At 67.8% G+C, this 14,790-nt stretch carries 10 protein-coding genes, 7 pseudogenes and 1 other annotated feature; of the genes and pseudogenes, 6 read left to right on the forward strand and 11 right to left on the reverse strand.

Annotation, left to right across the window (positions count from 1 at the left end):
- Window positions 1–107 precede the first annotated feature (107 nt).
- The 6 genes and pseudogenes from XF36_RS29065 to XF36_RS29090 form a co-directional block, all read right to left on the reverse strand.
- A pseudogene (locus XF36_RS29065) lies at window positions 108–917 on the reverse strand (IS256 family transposase); the annotation flags it as partial.
- Between the two features lie 140 nt (window positions 918–1,057).
- Window positions 1,058–1,855 (reverse strand): annotated as a pseudogene (locus XF36_RS29070) (transposase family protein).
- A 351-nt stretch (window positions 1,856–2,206) separates the two neighbouring features.
- Window positions 2,207–2,491: pseudogene (locus XF36_RS29075) on the reverse strand (WhiB family transcriptional regulator); the annotation flags it as partial.
- A 194-nt stretch (window positions 2,492–2,685) separates the two neighbouring features.
- Window positions 2,686–3,522 (reverse strand): DUF5753 domain-containing protein, encoded by an 837-nt coding sequence (locus XF36_RS29080; RefSeq protein WP_168169628.1) that lies wholly within the window; start codon window positions 3,520–3,522, stop codon window positions 2,686–2,688.
- Window positions 3,523–3,575: 53 nt separating this feature from the next.
- A complete protein-coding gene (locus XF36_RS29085; protein ID WP_060715148.1) occupies window positions 3,576–4,136 on the reverse strand; it encodes a DUF6879 family protein in 561 nt (186 codons plus the stop codon).
- Entirely contained in the window at window positions 4,133–4,483 is a 351-nt protein-coding gene (locus XF36_RS29090) for a hypothetical protein (RefSeq protein WP_145981701.1), read from the reverse strand. The genes XF36_RS29085 and XF36_RS29090 overlap by 4 nt, the downstream gene beginning before the upstream one ends.
- Window positions 4,484–4,726: 243 nt before the next feature.
- Here XF36_RS29090 and XF36_RS29095 point away from each other — a divergent pair.
- From XF36_RS29095 to XF36_RS35905, 4 genes and pseudogenes are all read left to right on the forward strand, one after another.
- A pseudogene (locus XF36_RS29095) lies at window positions 4,727–5,906 on the forward strand (IS256 family transposase); the annotation flags it as partial.
- 518 nt (window positions 5,907–6,424) lie between these two features.
- Window positions 6,425–8,710 carry a S9 family peptidase gene (locus tag XF36_RS29100; protein WP_060715150.1) on the forward strand — a complete coding sequence of 762 codons (2,286 nt, stop codon included), beginning with the start codon at window positions 6,425–6,427 and terminating at the stop codon, window positions 8,708–8,710.
- A gap of 303 nt (window positions 8,711–9,013) precedes the next feature.
- Window positions 9,014–10,225, forward strand: a complete 1,212-nt coding sequence (locus XF36_RS29105) for an IS256 family transposase (RefSeq protein ID WP_238589343.1) — start codon at window positions 9,014–9,016, stop codon at window positions 10,223–10,225.
- A 347-nt stretch (window positions 10,226–10,572) separates the two neighbouring features.
- Window positions 10,573–10,680: pseudogene (locus XF36_RS35905) on the forward strand (hypothetical protein); the annotation flags it as partial.
- A 117-nt stretch (window positions 10,681–10,797) separates the two neighbouring features.
- Here XF36_RS35905 and XF36_RS29110 read toward each other — a convergent pair.
- Window positions 10,798–11,121 carry a transposase family protein gene (locus XF36_RS29110; RefSeq protein ID WP_238589390.1) on the reverse strand — a complete coding sequence of 108 codons (324 nt, stop codon included), beginning with the start codon at window positions 11,119–11,121 and terminating at the stop codon, window positions 10,798–10,800.
- Window positions 11,122–11,189: 68 nt separating this feature from the next.
- On the opposite strand from XF36_RS29110, the gene XF36_RS29120 reads away from it, so the two are divergent.
- Window positions 11,190–12,436 (forward strand): IS3 family transposase gene (locus XF36_RS29120; RefSeq protein WP_238588955.1). Its coding sequence is split into 2 segments (ribosomal slippage): window positions 11,190–11,472 and window positions 11,472–12,436, totalling 1,248 coding nucleotides; the frame shifts between segments, so codons are not numbered across the junction.
- Window positions 11,471–11,599, forward strand: a sequence feature (AL1L pseudoknot). It overlaps the preceding gene by 129 nt.
- A 12-nt stretch (window positions 12,437–12,448) precedes the next feature.
- On the opposite strand, the pseudogene XF36_RS29125 reads toward XF36_RS29120, so the two are convergent.
- Window positions 12,449–12,928: pseudogene (locus tag XF36_RS29125) on the reverse strand (transposase family protein); the annotation flags it as partial.
- 288 nt (window positions 12,929–13,216) lie between these two features.
- On the opposite strand from XF36_RS29125, the gene XF36_RS29130 reads away from it, so the two are divergent.
- Complete coding sequence (locus XF36_RS29130; RefSeq protein ID WP_238589369.1) at window positions 13,217–13,903, forward strand: aspartyl/asparaginyl beta-hydroxylase domain-containing protein; 687 nt, start codon at window positions 13,217–13,219, stop codon at window positions 13,901–13,903.
- A gap of 71 nt (window positions 13,904–13,974) precedes the next feature.
- Here the strand turns inward: XF36_RS29130 and XF36_RS29135 are convergent, their stop codons facing one another.
- The 3 genes and pseudogenes from XF36_RS29135 to XF36_RS34730 form a co-directional block, all read right to left on the reverse strand.
- A complete protein-coding gene (locus XF36_RS29135) occupies window positions 13,975–14,385 on the reverse strand; it encodes a type II toxin-antitoxin system VapC family toxin (RefSeq protein WP_060713903.1) in 411 nt (136 codons plus the stop codon).
- A complete protein-coding gene (locus XF36_RS34725) occupies window positions 14,382–14,552 on the reverse strand; it encodes a hypothetical protein (RefSeq protein WP_238589382.1) in 171 nt (56 codons plus the stop codon). Before XF36_RS34725 ends, XF36_RS29135 begins: the two co-directional genes overlap by 4 nt.
- Before the next feature lie 15 nt (window positions 14,553–14,567).
- Window positions 14,568–14,666 (reverse strand): annotated as a pseudogene (locus XF36_RS34730) (hypothetical protein); the annotation flags it as partial.
- Window positions 14,667–14,790 lie beyond the last annotated feature (124 nt).

Consider the following 14,790-nt stretch of genomic DNA (forward strand, 5'->3'; position numbering starts at 1 on the left):
AGCTCATGACCTACTCGCGGATTCGGGTCAGAGCAGTTGCGCTGCAACCTTCGCGATCTCCTGACGCAGAAGCTCGCTGGTCAGGTTGAAAAAGGCTCAATGGTTTGCGGCCACACGTTGGCCACGACCTCCGGGAGTCCTTTGAGGCCGTCGCAGACCAGGAACAGCACGTCACGCACGCCGCGGTTCTTCAGGTCGACCAGCACGCTCATCCAGAACTTCGCGCCCTCACTGCCGACGCCCATCCACAGCCCCAGCACGTCCTTGCAGCCGTCCACGGTGACGCCGATGGCTGCGTAGACCGGCCGGTTGGCGACCTGCCCGTCCCGGACCTTGACGTGGACAGCGTCGATGAACACCGCGGCGTACACCGAATCCAACGGCCGACCAACCCAGTCATTCATCTCGGCGACGACCTTGTCGGTGATCCGCGAGACCGTCTCCTTCGATACTGACGCCCCATAGATGTCAGCGAAATGTGCGGAAACCTCCCCGGTCGTCATCCCTTTCGCATACAGCGACAGTACGACCTCGTCGACATCTGTGAGGCGCCGCTGACGCTTCTTCACGATCTGCGGCTCGAAAGTGCTGGCCCTGTCTCTCGGAACGTCGATCTCCACGTCACCCGCGGCATCCGAGAGAACCGTCTTCGAGCGGGACCCGTTCCGCACGTTGGTGGATTCCCGGCCGGGGTCGGCCCGGTTCTTGTCGTGCCCGAGGTGCTCGGTCATCTCCTCGTTCAGCGCCGTTTCCAGAACATTCTTGGTAAAGAGCTTCAACAGGCCGTCCGGGCCGGTCAACGCCAGCCCGCGCGCCTTCGCCTCGGCCACCATCGCCGCCGCAGCGGCCCGCTCCGCCGACGCCTGCCGAGCAGGCTTCGGGTCACCCTCGCTTGGATCCACAAGGTCCGATGTCATCACTGTCCGTGCCCATCTCGCCGGACCTCAGCCCGGCGTGTCGGGCCGAAAACACCGATCTTGAAACAGTCCCCAACCAGCCAGAGACCTACAGGGCAGCGACACACCCCGCTAAGTTAACTGAGCCTTTGCCAACCTGGTCAGGTGTTGACGATCATGAGGGTCTGAACTGCGGCGATGAGCTGTCCGGCCCGGTTCGGGCTGGAGCGGATCTTGCGCAGGATCTTCCAGTTCTTCAGCTCGGCGTTGACCCGCTCACCGGGTCCGCGGCGGCGTGAGTGAGCGGCGTTGACCTCGCGCTGGTTGTGCGACAGCGGGCGGAACCGGCCGGTGTCGGGGTCCTTGCGTCGCCGCCGGTGCGGGACCGCGACCGTCGGGCCGGCGCCCTGGTAGGCGGTATCGGCCGCGGCGGGGATGTCATGTTCGGTCAGGGCGTCGATGATGCCGTGCTCGCGGGCGGCGCCCATGTCGTGGCGGGCTCCGGGAAGCGGCGGGGAGATCCACACCAGCCGGCCGGCGGGGTCGGCGATGACCTGGACGTTGAGTCAGTGGCACTTGTGCTTGCCGGAGTAGAACCCGCGGTCATAGCCCGAGGCCATCCCGACGCGGTCGATGCGCAGCAAGGTGCCGTCGAGGATCACGAACGCCTTGCCGATGGCGATCTCGATGGCCTGCTCGAGGGTGGGGGCCATCGTCGCGAGCAGGTCGATCGCCTCGCGCAGGTAGCGGTACACCGTCGAGGTCCCGACCCGGAAACCGCAGGCGAGGTCGGCGTAGGTCTCGCCCTTGCGCAGGTGGGCCATGACGAGCAGGGCCTGACGGCCCGCCGTCAGCTTCCGCCACCGGCTCTGGCGCTGGTTGCGGTGCGCGCGCAACGCGTCGGAGAGTACGTGCAGGGCACGGCTGGACACGGTCATCCCGGACGGGTAGGACAGCACCTTGAAGCTCCTGGTTGGACGGTTTCGATCTCAGCAATCGCCCGTCTACCAGGAGCTTCACCCATCCGAGGGCACGCCACGCCGTAGCCGCCCTGACGAGCCCGAACACCAGGTTGGCAAAGGCTCAGTGCTTCGTGCAGGGCCGGGTCGTCCTGGAGCGCGACGAGGCCACGAGCCTGGTGGACCTGGCGAGCCAGCGCCCGGACCTCGTTGGCGTCGGCCCCGTTCTTCTCGACCGGGTTTCCTTCACTCGTGGCGTCGGAGGGGACGAACTCGCTCCCCCACTGCTCGGCCGGGAGCGTGGACTGCGGCGTCGGACGGTGGTGGCCGTTGCTGGTTGGGGCGCTCATCGGATCCCCGCTCCCGTGCCGCGCGACGCCGCAGCAGCGCGTGCCGCTCGTCCTCGCTGAGCCCGCCCACGACACCGTGGGTGAAGGCGCCGGGCCGAGCCAGGGCCTCGGCCCGGCAGGCCTGCAGCACCGGGCAGCGACGGCAGATGGCCTTGGCCTCGGCGATCTGCTGCAGGGCCGGACCGGCCGTGCCGACGGGGAAGAAGAGCTCGATCACGTCGGCATCGGCACACGGTGGCGAGCAGGGCACCGCCTGAGGGTCGACGTTCCTGGGTACGGTCTTCATGGGCGCCTGACTTCCTCGTGATGGGGGATCGGTCCGGTTGTCCGCTCAGATGCCTCGGCGGTCGCACCCGCCGGGGCATCTCTACATCCAGACTAGTCGCAAGTCCGCCCCTACGCTCTCGCGACTAACCAGTGCGCACAGGAAAGGCTCGCGACCAGCTATTTCGCTGATCGCGGGCCTTAGTCGTTCTGCGACTAGAGCGGGGTGTTCGAGGAGAGGTCGGCGCGGAGGCGGTCGAGCAGGGCGAGCAGAGCGGGGCCGTGCTCTGCGAACTGCTGCTGCTCGGCGAGGAACTGCTCGTAGAGCTTGACGTCGGCCGGGTCGGTCACTTCCTGCTCGGCGGTGAGCGTCTCGATCTCGACGGTCGTGGGTGCGTCGTCGTAGCGCAGGAGCACGAAGGAGTGCAGGGGGCGGACCTCGGTGCGCTCCTGTGTCTCGCGGGAGAGCACACCGATGCGCACGTTGGGGAGGCTGGCCAGCGCGGCGATGCGGTCGAGCTGAGCGAGCATCACCGAAGCCGGACCGGGCCGCCATCGCAGCGCGGTCTCGGTCATGACCAGGTCGAACTGCTTCGATTCGTCGAACAGGACTGTCTGACGGTTCATCAGCGACAGCACCGCGGCGGGGATCTCCGCGGCGGGGATCTCCGCGGCGGGGAGCAGGCTGTGGACCTCGCGCAGTCTGCGCGCGTAGTCCGGGGTCTGCAACAGCCCGGGAACAACCTCGGACTGATACACCCCGATCCCGCTGGTCGTTGCGTCACGCCGAGCCCTGGCGTCCTGCTGGCTGGGCCCGTCGGGGCGGTTGCTGTTGCGCCACGGACGTACCCGGGTCCCCGCCTCCTGGGCGAGTGTGAGCAGCTCTGCACGCACGTCCTCGTCGGCCTGGACCGTGTCGAGCCACTGCTCGATGTCGGCAAGCACGAGGGCGGAGTGGCCGTTCTCCATCTTGGAGGTCTTGCTCTGCGACCAGCCGAGCTGCTCACCCAGGGCCGCAGCCGAGAGCCCAGCGGCCTGGCGAAGCTCCTTCAAGCGCGCCGCCAGGCGCTGGTGCTGTGGGTGGATGTCGGCGTGGGTCAAGGGGGTTAGCTCGCAGCGCGCTCAGGGGTCTCGACACCCGATCGCGGGGCCGGGACCAGCCGGTAGTCGTCGAACGGGACGGACAGCTCGACCGCGCGACGACGGATGGCGATGTAGGGGGCGGGATCGCTGGCTTGCGAGACCCCGAGGAAGTGCCCTTCGTCGTCGAAGTGCTGCAGCACCACGAGCCGCTCGTCGAACATCCAGAAGTCCTGCCGAGTCCAGGCATCGTCGCCCTCGGCGAGCCAGTGTCGGTCCAGGATGCGGACGTCCTCGCCGGCGGGGATGTTCTCCCGGGGGTAGCAGAGCAGCTGGAACCGGGTGTAGTCGGTGACCGGGTGGCCGAGCAGCCGGACCCGGCCGAAGTACTTTCCGCGGCCGACCTGGGCGTGGACGTTGGCCAGCCAGTCGTCGTCGTCGACCGTGCGCGCGGGGAAGGGCTTGTGGGCGAGGACGGCGTCGAAATCCGGGTCCTCGCCGGGGATCGCGTAGACGTCGCGGCATTCCAGCCGAAACGCGGAGTGCTCGTAGGTCCGGTAGAGCTCGTCCAGGTCCTCGGGGGTCATACGGCCTCCCTCGTCGCTTCGTCGACGGCGGTGAGCACATCGCTCACCAGGATCTCGTGGGCGCGTTCTCCCTCGGGGCATGCCAGCGTCGTCGGGGTGCCGGCCACGAGGAACCACTCCCCCGCCGCTCGGATGGTCTCGGACCGCGGCGCCGGCACGGCGCCGACGGGCAGGCCGTGCATCTGCAGTTCGCGCGCGGCGCGTTCGACGATGTCGCGCGGCACCCGCACCGTCAGAGCGGATGCGATGTAGCCCTGCACGATCACCGATCCCCGCTCGGTCAGCCATGCGGTCGGACAGTTGCCGTTTCGGCACTCCATCGTCCCGGCGAGCAGCTGCATGCTCATGAGTTCGCCTTCCCGTTGAGCCGCGATCCTAGTACCTCGAAGACTAAGCACGACTAGTCGGGCTGGCAACGGTGTCGGAAGGACCGAGTCCGGGCCCGGTGGCGAGCACAGGAGCCGTGGGGAAATAGTGGCGTCCACCAAGGTGGTGTGCGACCGGCCCGGTGACGAGCTGGTCGAGCTGTAGGGCGGCCACCGCGTGATCTTCTGAACGCCTCTCACAGCCCACAGAAGATGGATCACGCGATGACCGCACCCTCCAGTATCGACCCCACCGAGTTCCTGCACGAGCAGCTGTCCCAGGCGAGCCCGGATCTGCTGTGCCACATGTTGACCACGTTCATCAACACCCTGATGTCCGCCGACGCCGACTCGGTGTGCGGCGCGGCCTGGGGCGAGCGTTCCGAGGCTCGCACGAACACCCGCAACGGCTACCGCCACCGCGACTTCGACACCCGCGCTGGCACGATCGACGTGGCGATCCCCAAGCTGCGCAACGGCTCCTACTTCCCCGACTGGTTGCTGGAGCGTCGTCGCCGGGCGGAGCGGGCCCTGACCACGGTGGTCGCGACCTGCTACCTGCTCGGGGTCTCGACGCGGCGGATGGAGAAACTCGTCGACTCCCTGGGCATCACGAGGTTGTCGAAGTCGCAGGTCTCAGAGATGGTCCGGGACCTCGACGGCCAAGTCGAGCAGTTCCGGACGCGTCCGCTCGACCAGGGCCCCTACACCTTCGTCGCCGCCGACGCGCTCGTGCTCAAAGTCCGCGAGGGCGGCCGGGTCGTGGCAGTCCACGCCCTGCTCGCCACCGGGGTCAACGGCGACGGACACCGGGAGATCCTCGGCCTGCAGGTCAGCTCCGCCGAGGACGGCGCCGGCTGGCTGGGGTTCTTCCGCGACCTCACCGCCCGCGGTCTGACCGGCGTCGCGCTGGTCACCAGCGACGCCCACGCCGGCTTGGTGTCCGCGATCGGGGCGACCCTGCCCGGCGCCGCCTGGCAGAGGTGCAGGACGCACTACGCGGCGAACCTGATGGCTGCGACCCCGAAGCAGTCCTGGCCGTGGGTGCGGGCGTTGCTGCACTCGGTCTATGACCAGCCCGACGCCGCATCGGTGCACGCCCAGTTCGACCGGGTCCTCGACGCCTTGGCCGACAAGCTCCCGAAGGTCGCCGAGCACCTCGACGCCGCCCGAGCCGACGTCCTGGCCTTCACCGGCTTCCCGAAAGAACTGTGGCGCCAGATCTGGTCGAACAACCCCTCCGAGCGCCTGAACCGTGAGATCCGGCGCCGCACCGACGTCGTCGGGATCTTCCCCGACCGCGACTCCCTGATCCGCCTCGTCGGCGCGGTCCTGGCCGAGCAACACGACGAATGGGCCGAAGGACGCCGCTACCTCGGCCTCGACGTCCTCGCCCGCTCCCGCGTCACCACGATCCCCGACACCGCCACCAGCGCTGAGGAGGCGACCTCGACCACCACCATCACGCCGTCAGGTGCGGGAACATCGGCGGGTCGCGCTCTGGCCGGGCCCGACCAGGACCACCGGCGGTCGGCCGTGTCCGCCGACGAGTCGGTAAGTCTTCGTCGACAGCCCGCCGCGGGACCGGCCCGAGGCGTGATCGGCGGGCTCGGCGGGCTCGGCGAGCAGGTTCGCGTACTTCGATCCTGCATCGCTTTCGAGGGTCGCAGTCCCCGCCCGCGGCGCTCGGCCGCACTGCGCTGCTCGCCGCCAGCGTCCCGGCCGCCTCAGGTCGATCTTCCCCCTCGACCTGACTCCGTGCCGTCTCAGCATGGTCGACAGGATGTCAAGCGGGCCACACGACTCGGCGACACAGCTTGCGTATGCCCCGACGGCACAGCGTCTCTTCAGGACGGCACGCATCACTGACCCACGCTCACACGTCCGCAACCTGCAGCGCCGGCACCTACCACGAGGCCTCTCATGGACCACTCGTCCGAGTACACCCCTGTCACCGACACCGACTACTCCCGTGCCGAGCAGATGCTCGCGCCGTACCGCGACCGGTTGGTCCCGACCGCGATGGTGGCACCGCAGTGGTCCAGGGACGGAGCGCGGTTCTGGTACCGGTCCAGAGCTCGCCACATCCTGGTCGAACCGACCTCCGGTCTCCGTTGCGACGCGTTCGACCACGAGCGGCTCGCCACGGAGTTGTCCCGGGCGTCCGGGCGGGCGGTGGAAGCCGACGACCTCCCCCTGGATCGGGTCGACTTCGAGGTCCCCGACCGCAGCGCGGACACGATCCGCTTCTCGGCGCACGACACCCGATGGGAGTGGTCTGAGAAATCCGGCCACTGCCTCGCTGTCGACGAGGGCCCGACAGTGGGTCCGGGGGAGATCGCGTCCCCGGACCGGGCATGGGTGGCCTTCCGACGCGACGGTGATGTGTGGGTTCGCGCTCGTGACGGGAAGCAGGAGTTCGCGCTCACCCACGATGCCGAGCCTCACTGGGACTACGGTGGGATGCCCGAGGCGGCGACCAAGGTGAAGCTCCCACTGCTGGGAGTCGAATCGCTGCTCGTGGCGGCGTGGTCGCCGGACTCCACCCGGTTGATCACCCATCGGATCGACCAGCGCGAGTTGCCAGAACAAGTTCTGGTCGAGGCCGCACCGAAGAACGGCGGACCGCCGGTCGCCCACCACATCCGCTACCCGATGCCCGGTGACGAAGCACAGGCCACGATGACGTGGCACATTCTTGATGTCCGCACCAGGCAGAACATCATCGCCGCGGGCGGACCGGAGGTGCTCACCGCCCCTTACGCCCTCGACCGGCGGTGGTGGACCGGGGCGAAGGGCGAAGCGGTGCACATCCTGCACCAGTCGCGCGACGGGCGCACTCTCGAGCTGCGCCGCCTCGCTCCCGGCACAGGTGCGATGACGACACTGATCACCGAGACCGGCCGGACCAGAGTGGATCCCTCGCCGTACCTGCACATCCCGCCACTAGTGCGGGTCCTGGACTCGGGGGAGATTCTGTGGTGGTCGCAGCGCGACGGCTGGGGCCACTTGTATCTCTACTCGGCCGAAGGGGAGCTGCGCGGGCAGCTCACCAAGGGTCAGTGGCTGGTCCGGCGGGTGCTGAGGGTCGACGAAGACCGCCGTCGGGTGTGGTTCCTCGCGTGCGGGCTGAACGACGATCCCTATGTCCGCCAGGTGTGCCGGGTCGACCTTGACGGCGGCGGCTTTGTGCGGGTCACCGACGACGACCTCGACCACGACGCCGTCGCCCCACCCCGAGGTGGCGACTACGTCGTCGATCGCGCATCGACCGTCGAGTTCCCGCCCCGCACGCGGGTCCTCGGGAACGACGGTCAGGTGCTGGCCGAGCTCGAGGCTCCGGACACGACGGCACTGGCGGCAGCCGGCTGGAGCCCACCCGAGCGGTTCCGCACGACCGCCGCCGACGGACACACCCCGATCTACGGGCTGTTGTGGCGCCCGCACGGCTTCGACCCCGCCCAGCGCTATCCCGTGGTCGACCACACCTATCCCGGACCCAACATTCACCGAGCCTCGCCGGCGTTCGGGGACCTGTTCACCGGGGAGGCCGAAGCACTGGCCGCACTCGGATTCGCGGTCGTCGCCCTCGACGGTCGGGGCACCCCGGTACGCAGCAAGGCCTTCCTCGACCACTCCTATGGCGACCTCGGGATGTCCGCGGCACTCGACGACCACGTGGCCGCCATCCGCGAGCTCGGCCGACGCCACCCGTGGCTCGACACCGACCGTGTCGGTATCACCGGCCACTCCGGCGGCGGTTTCTTCACCGTCCGGGCACTGCTGACCCGTCCGGACTTCTATTCGGTGGGCGTCGCACAAGCGGGCCCTCACGATTTCTCGACCTACCTGCCGTTCTGGGTCGAACAGCACCACGGAGAGATCACCGCAGAAACCCGTGCGGCACTGATCAACACAGTGCACGCTGCCAACCTGCGCGGCAAGCTACTACTCATCGACGGCGAACTCGACGACAACGTCCTGCCCCACCAGAGCATGCGGCTGGTTGACGCGCTCATCGACGCCGACGCCGACGTCGACATGCTTGTCATTCCCGGCGTCGAGCACAATTTCCACGGCCGCTTCCACTACGTCACACGGCGCACCTGGGACTACCTTGTCCGGCACCTGCACGGCACCGAGCCTCCGCCCTACCGCCTCGCACCGTTTCCCTCGATCCCTGACTGGGCAGCTCACCCGTCCGGCTGAACCGGCACGACGCCCACCCGATCCGAGAAGGACCACTCCGTCGTGCCCTACCTGTTCCCAGTCGGCGCGATAGGCCCCAGAAGTGCTGACGACCATCAAGCTGCGCTTATCCGACGGCTTCACCAGAATCGCCCCGTCCATCCTGGGGGACTGTTTCAAGATCGGTGTTTTCGGCCCGACACGCCGGGCTGAGGTCCGGCGAGATGGGCACGGACAGTGATGACATCGGACCTTGTGGATCCAAGCGAGGGTGACCCGAAGCCTGCTCGGCAGGCGTCGGCGGAGCGGGCCGCTGCGGCGGCGATGGTGGCCGAGGCGAAGGCGCGCGGGCTGGCGTTGACCGGCCCGGACGGCCTGTTGAAGCTCTTTACCAAGAATGTTCTGGAAACGGCGCTGAACGAGGAGATGACCGAGCACCTCGGGCACGACAAGAACCGGGCCGACCCCGGCCGGGAATCCACCAACGTGCGGAACGGGTCCCGCTCGAAGACGGTTCTCTCGGATGCCGCGGGTGACGTGGAGATCGACGTTCCGAGAGACAGGGCCAGCACTTTCGAGCCGCAGATCGTGAAGAAGCGTCAGCGGCGCCTCACAGATGTCGACGAGGTCGTACTGTCGCTGTATGCGAAAGGGATGACGACCGGGGAGGTTTCCGCACATTTCGCTGACATCTATGGGGCGTCAGTATCGAAGGAGACGGTCTCGCGGATCACCGACAAGGTCGTCGCCGAGATGAATGACTGGGTTGGTCGGCCGTTGGATTCGGTGTACGCCGCGGTGTTCATCGACGCTGTCCACGTCAAGGTCCGGGACGGGCAGGTCGCCAACCGGCCGGTCTACGCAGCCATCGGCGTCACCGTGGACGGCTGCAAGGACGTGCTGGGGCTGTGGATGGGCGTCGGCAGTGAGGGCGCGAAGTTCTGGATGAGCGTGCTGGTCGACCTGAAGAACCGCGGCGTGCGTGACGTGCTGTTCCTGGTCTGCGACGGCCTCAAAGGACTCCCGGAGGTCGTGGCCAACGTGTGGCCGCAAACCATTGTCCAAACCTGCGTCGTGCACCTGATCCGAAACACTTTCCGGCTGGTGGGTCGACAGGACTGGGACGCGGTGAAGCGCGACATCAAACCAATCTATGCCGCGCCCAACCCGAATGCAGCACTTATCGCTATGGATGAGCTCGACGAGAAATGGGGCCGTAAGTACGCGGCGATGATCCGGCTATGGCGCAACGCGTGGGAAGAGTTCGTGCCGTTCTTGGACTACGACGTCGAGATTCGAAGGGTGATCTGCTCTACGAATGCGATCGAATCGCTTAACGCCCGCTACCGGCGCGCGGTGCGGGCGCGTGGTCATTTCCCCACTGAGCAGGCTGCGATGAAATGCTTGTATCTTGTGACTCGCAGCCTGGACCCGACCGGGACGGGCCGCACGAGGTGGACGATGCGTTGGAAGCCCGTGATCAACGCGTTCGCCATCACGTTCGGTGACCGCTGGCCGGGAGCCGAGACCTACTGAGCAACGACGCCGAAACACCGATCACGAGACAGGCCCCATCCTGGTAGGGGTCGGCTGTCCGAGAGCCTTCGGTCTTCTGTCCGGAACTGTCTGAAAGATCGTGTGTGACGGTGATCCGGCAGGCTGGGGAGGGTTTCGTTCCAGCCGGGAGGGGATACCGTTGAACGGTCGCGGAGACGACCGTTGATCCAACAGAACCTGCCACCGGAATGCGACCGGGTAGGACGTGCGACTTGCTCGAGAGCTGATCGACGAGACGCGCCGGTCCGGGGCCTCGCTGGTCGGCCCGGACGGCCCGCTGGCCCCGGGGGGACCCCGCGGTTTTGCAGACCGCGCTGGACACCGAGATGACCGAGCACTTGGGCTGCGAGCACGGAGATCGTTCGGTTTCGCTCGTCGACAACCACCGCGATGGGAGTTCGCCGAAGACGGTGCGCATCGAGGTCGGGCCGGTCGAGCTGGAGGTCCCGCGGGACAGGACGGGGACCTTCGTCCCACAGATCGCGCCCGAGCGTCCCCCCGGCCGGGTGGGGGATTCGACGAGGCAGTCATTGAACTCTTTCCACTTGGCGTCAGCCAGCGAGGATGAGGGTCTGGATCGCGTTGACCAGCGCGGTGGTCCGCTGCGGGCAGCACCGGATCTTCCGCAGAATCTTCCAGCTCTTGAACATCGCGTTCGCGCGTTCACCGGGGCCGCGTTGCGCTGCGTGGGCGGCGTTGACCTCCCGCTGACTCGGTGAGAGCCGTCGGCGCTCGCCGGTGTCGCGATCGGCGGGTCGGCGTCGCTGTGGGAGGTGGAACATCGCACCGGCACCGCGGTATCCGCTGTCGGCGACCACCTGCACCCCGGCGACGGTGAGGGCGTCGATGATCCCGTGTTCGCGGGCGGCACCCATGTCATGCCGCGCACCGTGTCTCGTCCCGGGTTTGATGGAGACCATCAAGCCTGGAGGATGATCGACCGATGGCCGCCCCGAGGAAGTACCCCGACGAGCTGCGGGAGCGAGCGATCCGGCTCGTGTTGGACGCCAAGGCCGACCCGGCGTCCGCGGGCGGGAACATCTTCAAGCGCATCGGCGAGCAGCTGGGGATCAACCCGGAGACGCTGCGGGGCTGGGTCAAGCAGGTCGAGATCGACAACGGCACCAGGCCGGGCACGACCACCGACGACGCGACCCGGCTCGCAGAGCTCGAACGTGAGGTTCGGGAGTTGCGCCGGGCGAACGCCATTCTCAAGTCGGCTTCGGCTTTCTTCGCGGCGGAGCTCGACCGCCCCAGCAGGTAGTCCTCGACTATATCGAGGAGAACAAGACACAGTTCGGGGTCGAGCCGATCTGCGCGGTGTTGAAGGACGCCGGTGTTCCGATCGCCCCGTCCACTTTCCATGCGTCGAAGAAGCGACCGCCCTCGGCGCGGGCACTCACCGACGCCGAGACTTTGAAAGAGATCGAACGGGTGCATCGCGACAACTTCAGCGTCTACGGCAGCCGGAAGGTGTGGGCGGCGTTATGTCGGGAAGGCGGAGTAGGCGGCCGCCGGGTCGCTCGCTGCACCGTGGAACGACTGATGCGCCGCAACGGGCTCCGTGGAGTGTCCCGGCTGCGTGTGCCGCGCACCACGGTCCGAGCCAAGGGCGCGGACAGGCGCCCGGACCTGGTCGAACGGGACTTCACCGCACCCGCCCAGGACCGCCTGTGGGTCGCTGACATCACCTACATCCGCACGTTCTCTGGATGGGTGTACGCGGCTTTCGTGATGGACGTGTTCTCCCGACGGATCGTGGGCTGGCAGCTCTCTCGTAACCTGTACACCGATCTCGCGCTGGACGCGCTCAACATGGGGATCTGGACCCGGCAACGGGCGGGCGCGGACCTCTCCGAGTTGATACACCATTCGGATCGCGGAGTCCAATATGTCGCCGTGCGGTACGGCGAGCGACTCGCCGAAGTCGACGCTGTGGCTTCAGTCGGGTCGGTCGGCGATTCCTACGATAATGCGATGGCGGAGGCGTTCAACTCGCTGTTCAAGGCTGAACTCGTCCGCAACCGGGGCCCGTGGCGAGGCACCGACGACCTCGAGCTGGCCGTCGCCGAGTACATCGACTGGTACAACCACCGCCGCCTACACGGCGAGCTCGGCCTGATCCCGCCCGTTGAGCACGAGGCCCTGCACGCCGTCACAGAACCCGCCCGGCAACCCGCCGGAGCGTGAGAACCGAGCCTCTATCGAACCCGGGACTTGACACCGGGCAAACGCCGGCGACGCCCAGACCAGACGACCGGCCGGGTCGCTGATGACCTGCACGTTCATACCGTGGCACTTCCACTTCCCCGAGTAGTACGGGCGGTCGCGCCCCGAGGCCATGGCGACCCGGTCGATCCGCAGCAAGGTGCCGTCGAGGATCACGAACGCCTTCCGCCGCGCGACCGCGATCGCCTCGGTCAGGTTCGGTGCCGCGGCGGCGAGGACGTCGATCGCTTCGCGGATGTAGCGGAACGCCGTGGTGGTGCCGACCCCGAAACCAGCGGCGAGGTCGGGGTAGGTCTCGCCCTTGCGCAGGTGCGCCAGGGCGAGCAGGGCGTGACGACCGATCGGGAGGCGCCGCCAGCGAGTACCGCGCTGGTTGCGGCTGCGCTGAAGGGCGTTGGTCAAGGTGATCAGCGCGCGAGTGGACACCGACAGCGCGGACGGGTAGGAAAGCACCGGAGCTCCTGGTGGGCAACGAGTTGATCTAGACAATCACTCGTCTACCAGGAGCTCTTCTAGTTTCCGGGCCGCCACGCCGCGACCCCGCCGACCTCGTGACTGTCAGGTTGGAAAGGGTTCACTGTTGCGCCGGAGCGCCACTGTCGAGATCGACACGTCCACCGCCCTGGACGAGGTGGTGCGACGGCTGGACGACCTGGCCGCACCGCGCTCCTGATCCTCGCCAAGCGGCCACGAACCGAGGGGACCACGATGCCCGGAGCTGCGGAACGAGCTGCGGTGCCGATGCCGGCCGAGGCCGCGCGTTTGCTGGGTGGGTTCGCCGTCGACGGTGTCATGGACGGGCTTGTCATGGACCAGCTCGGCGTCGTGCCGCAAGGCTCACGGAACCCCCGTCTGGGAGCCGTGCTGGACGCGATTCCCGCGCCGGTGCACGACGTGCGGATCCTGACCGTGTCGCCGGGGAGCTCCGGGGTCGAGTGCCGGGAGACAGCGCGCGGCCCGCGTTCCGGGATCGCCCGGATGCACATGCCGATCGCGACCGATCCGGGCGCGGTGCTCGACCTCGATGGCATCCCACACTCGTGGCAGCCGGGCGAGCTCTGGTTCGGGGACTTCGGCCGCCTGCACCGGTTCCGCAACCGGGGCACGCGTCACCTGGTCCACCTGGTGATCGACGCGCTCGTCGTACCGGAGCTGACCGGCCTGTTCCCCCCGGAATGGCGGCCGTACTTCGACGGCGGGGACGTGCTGGTCAACCGGCGTGGCGCGCTCGGCGGCGTCGGCTGCAGTCGTCCTGGCGATCATGGCGCCGAGGCTCCACTCGGCCGCCTCGAATGCCAGCCCGTCATCGGCCGACCAGGCTCCGAGGTCGAGGGCAGCAAGGCTGACGGCCCCGGTCGGGCCCTTCCGGCGGGTCCGGTGTCGTTGTCATGGTCAGAGCTCTCCCATCGCTGTGCCGACGCCAGCTGATCGAGTCGACCGCCGCGACGGACGGGGTCGGGGGCAACTGGTCTGTCCGCTCCGCGCTGGGGAATCTGTGTCTACCGGATGGGTACGACGGTCACGCCCAGATCCAGTCCGGTCCACGCGATGTCAGCGGTGATCGCGGGGCCCGACAGGCGGGCGGCCAGGGCCAGGCAGCAGCGGTCACCCAGGGACAGTCCGGCCGTGCGGGTGGCCGGCCATAGCTTGGCCGCGATGATCGCGTCGGCCGCGTCGAGCGGCTCGATCCGGATCCCCAGGGTGCGCAGCCGAGTCACTGCACGGTCGGCGTCGACGCCGTGCTGGCCGAGCTTCTGATGAACCTCGGCGAGGTTGACCGCGGACAGCACTGCGGTGTCGAGATACTCGTCGACGACCTCGGCACCGGGCTCGGTGCGGAGCCAGGCCAGAACCGCGGAGGCGTCCAGGACAGCGGGGCCGGAGCGACCAGCAGCAACGCCCGCGCTCATCGCGCGTCCTCGGTGGCCGCCTCGGCGCGCCGCTCGGCGAGCAGCTCATCGGTCACCGACTCCGTCGGGTCGCCCTGCCAGGACTCGGCAATCTCCCGACGCATCCGCGAGACCAGTTGGGCGCGGGACTCCATCACCACCCGGCCGTCCTCGACTGACAGTAGCAACGTGGATCCGGCAGCCAGACCCAGATCCCGACGGACCTGTGCAGGGATCAGGACCCGGCCGTCCCGATTGACGACAACCTCAACCCGGTCCGACCCACCAGCCTGTCCTGTCATGGCCGCATGATAGCTGACTGAACTACGCCACACTGACAAGGCAAGCGACTATCAGTCAGAAATGGGGTTCCGACGGTTGTCCGAACGCTCAACGAAACGAAACGAAACAAATGCAATGCTTAGC

The sequence above is a fragment of the Pseudonocardia sp. HH130629-09 genome, assembly GCF_001294645.1.
Taxonomy (GTDB): domain Bacteria; phylum Actinomycetota; class Actinomycetes; order Mycobacteriales; family Pseudonocardiaceae; genus Pseudonocardia.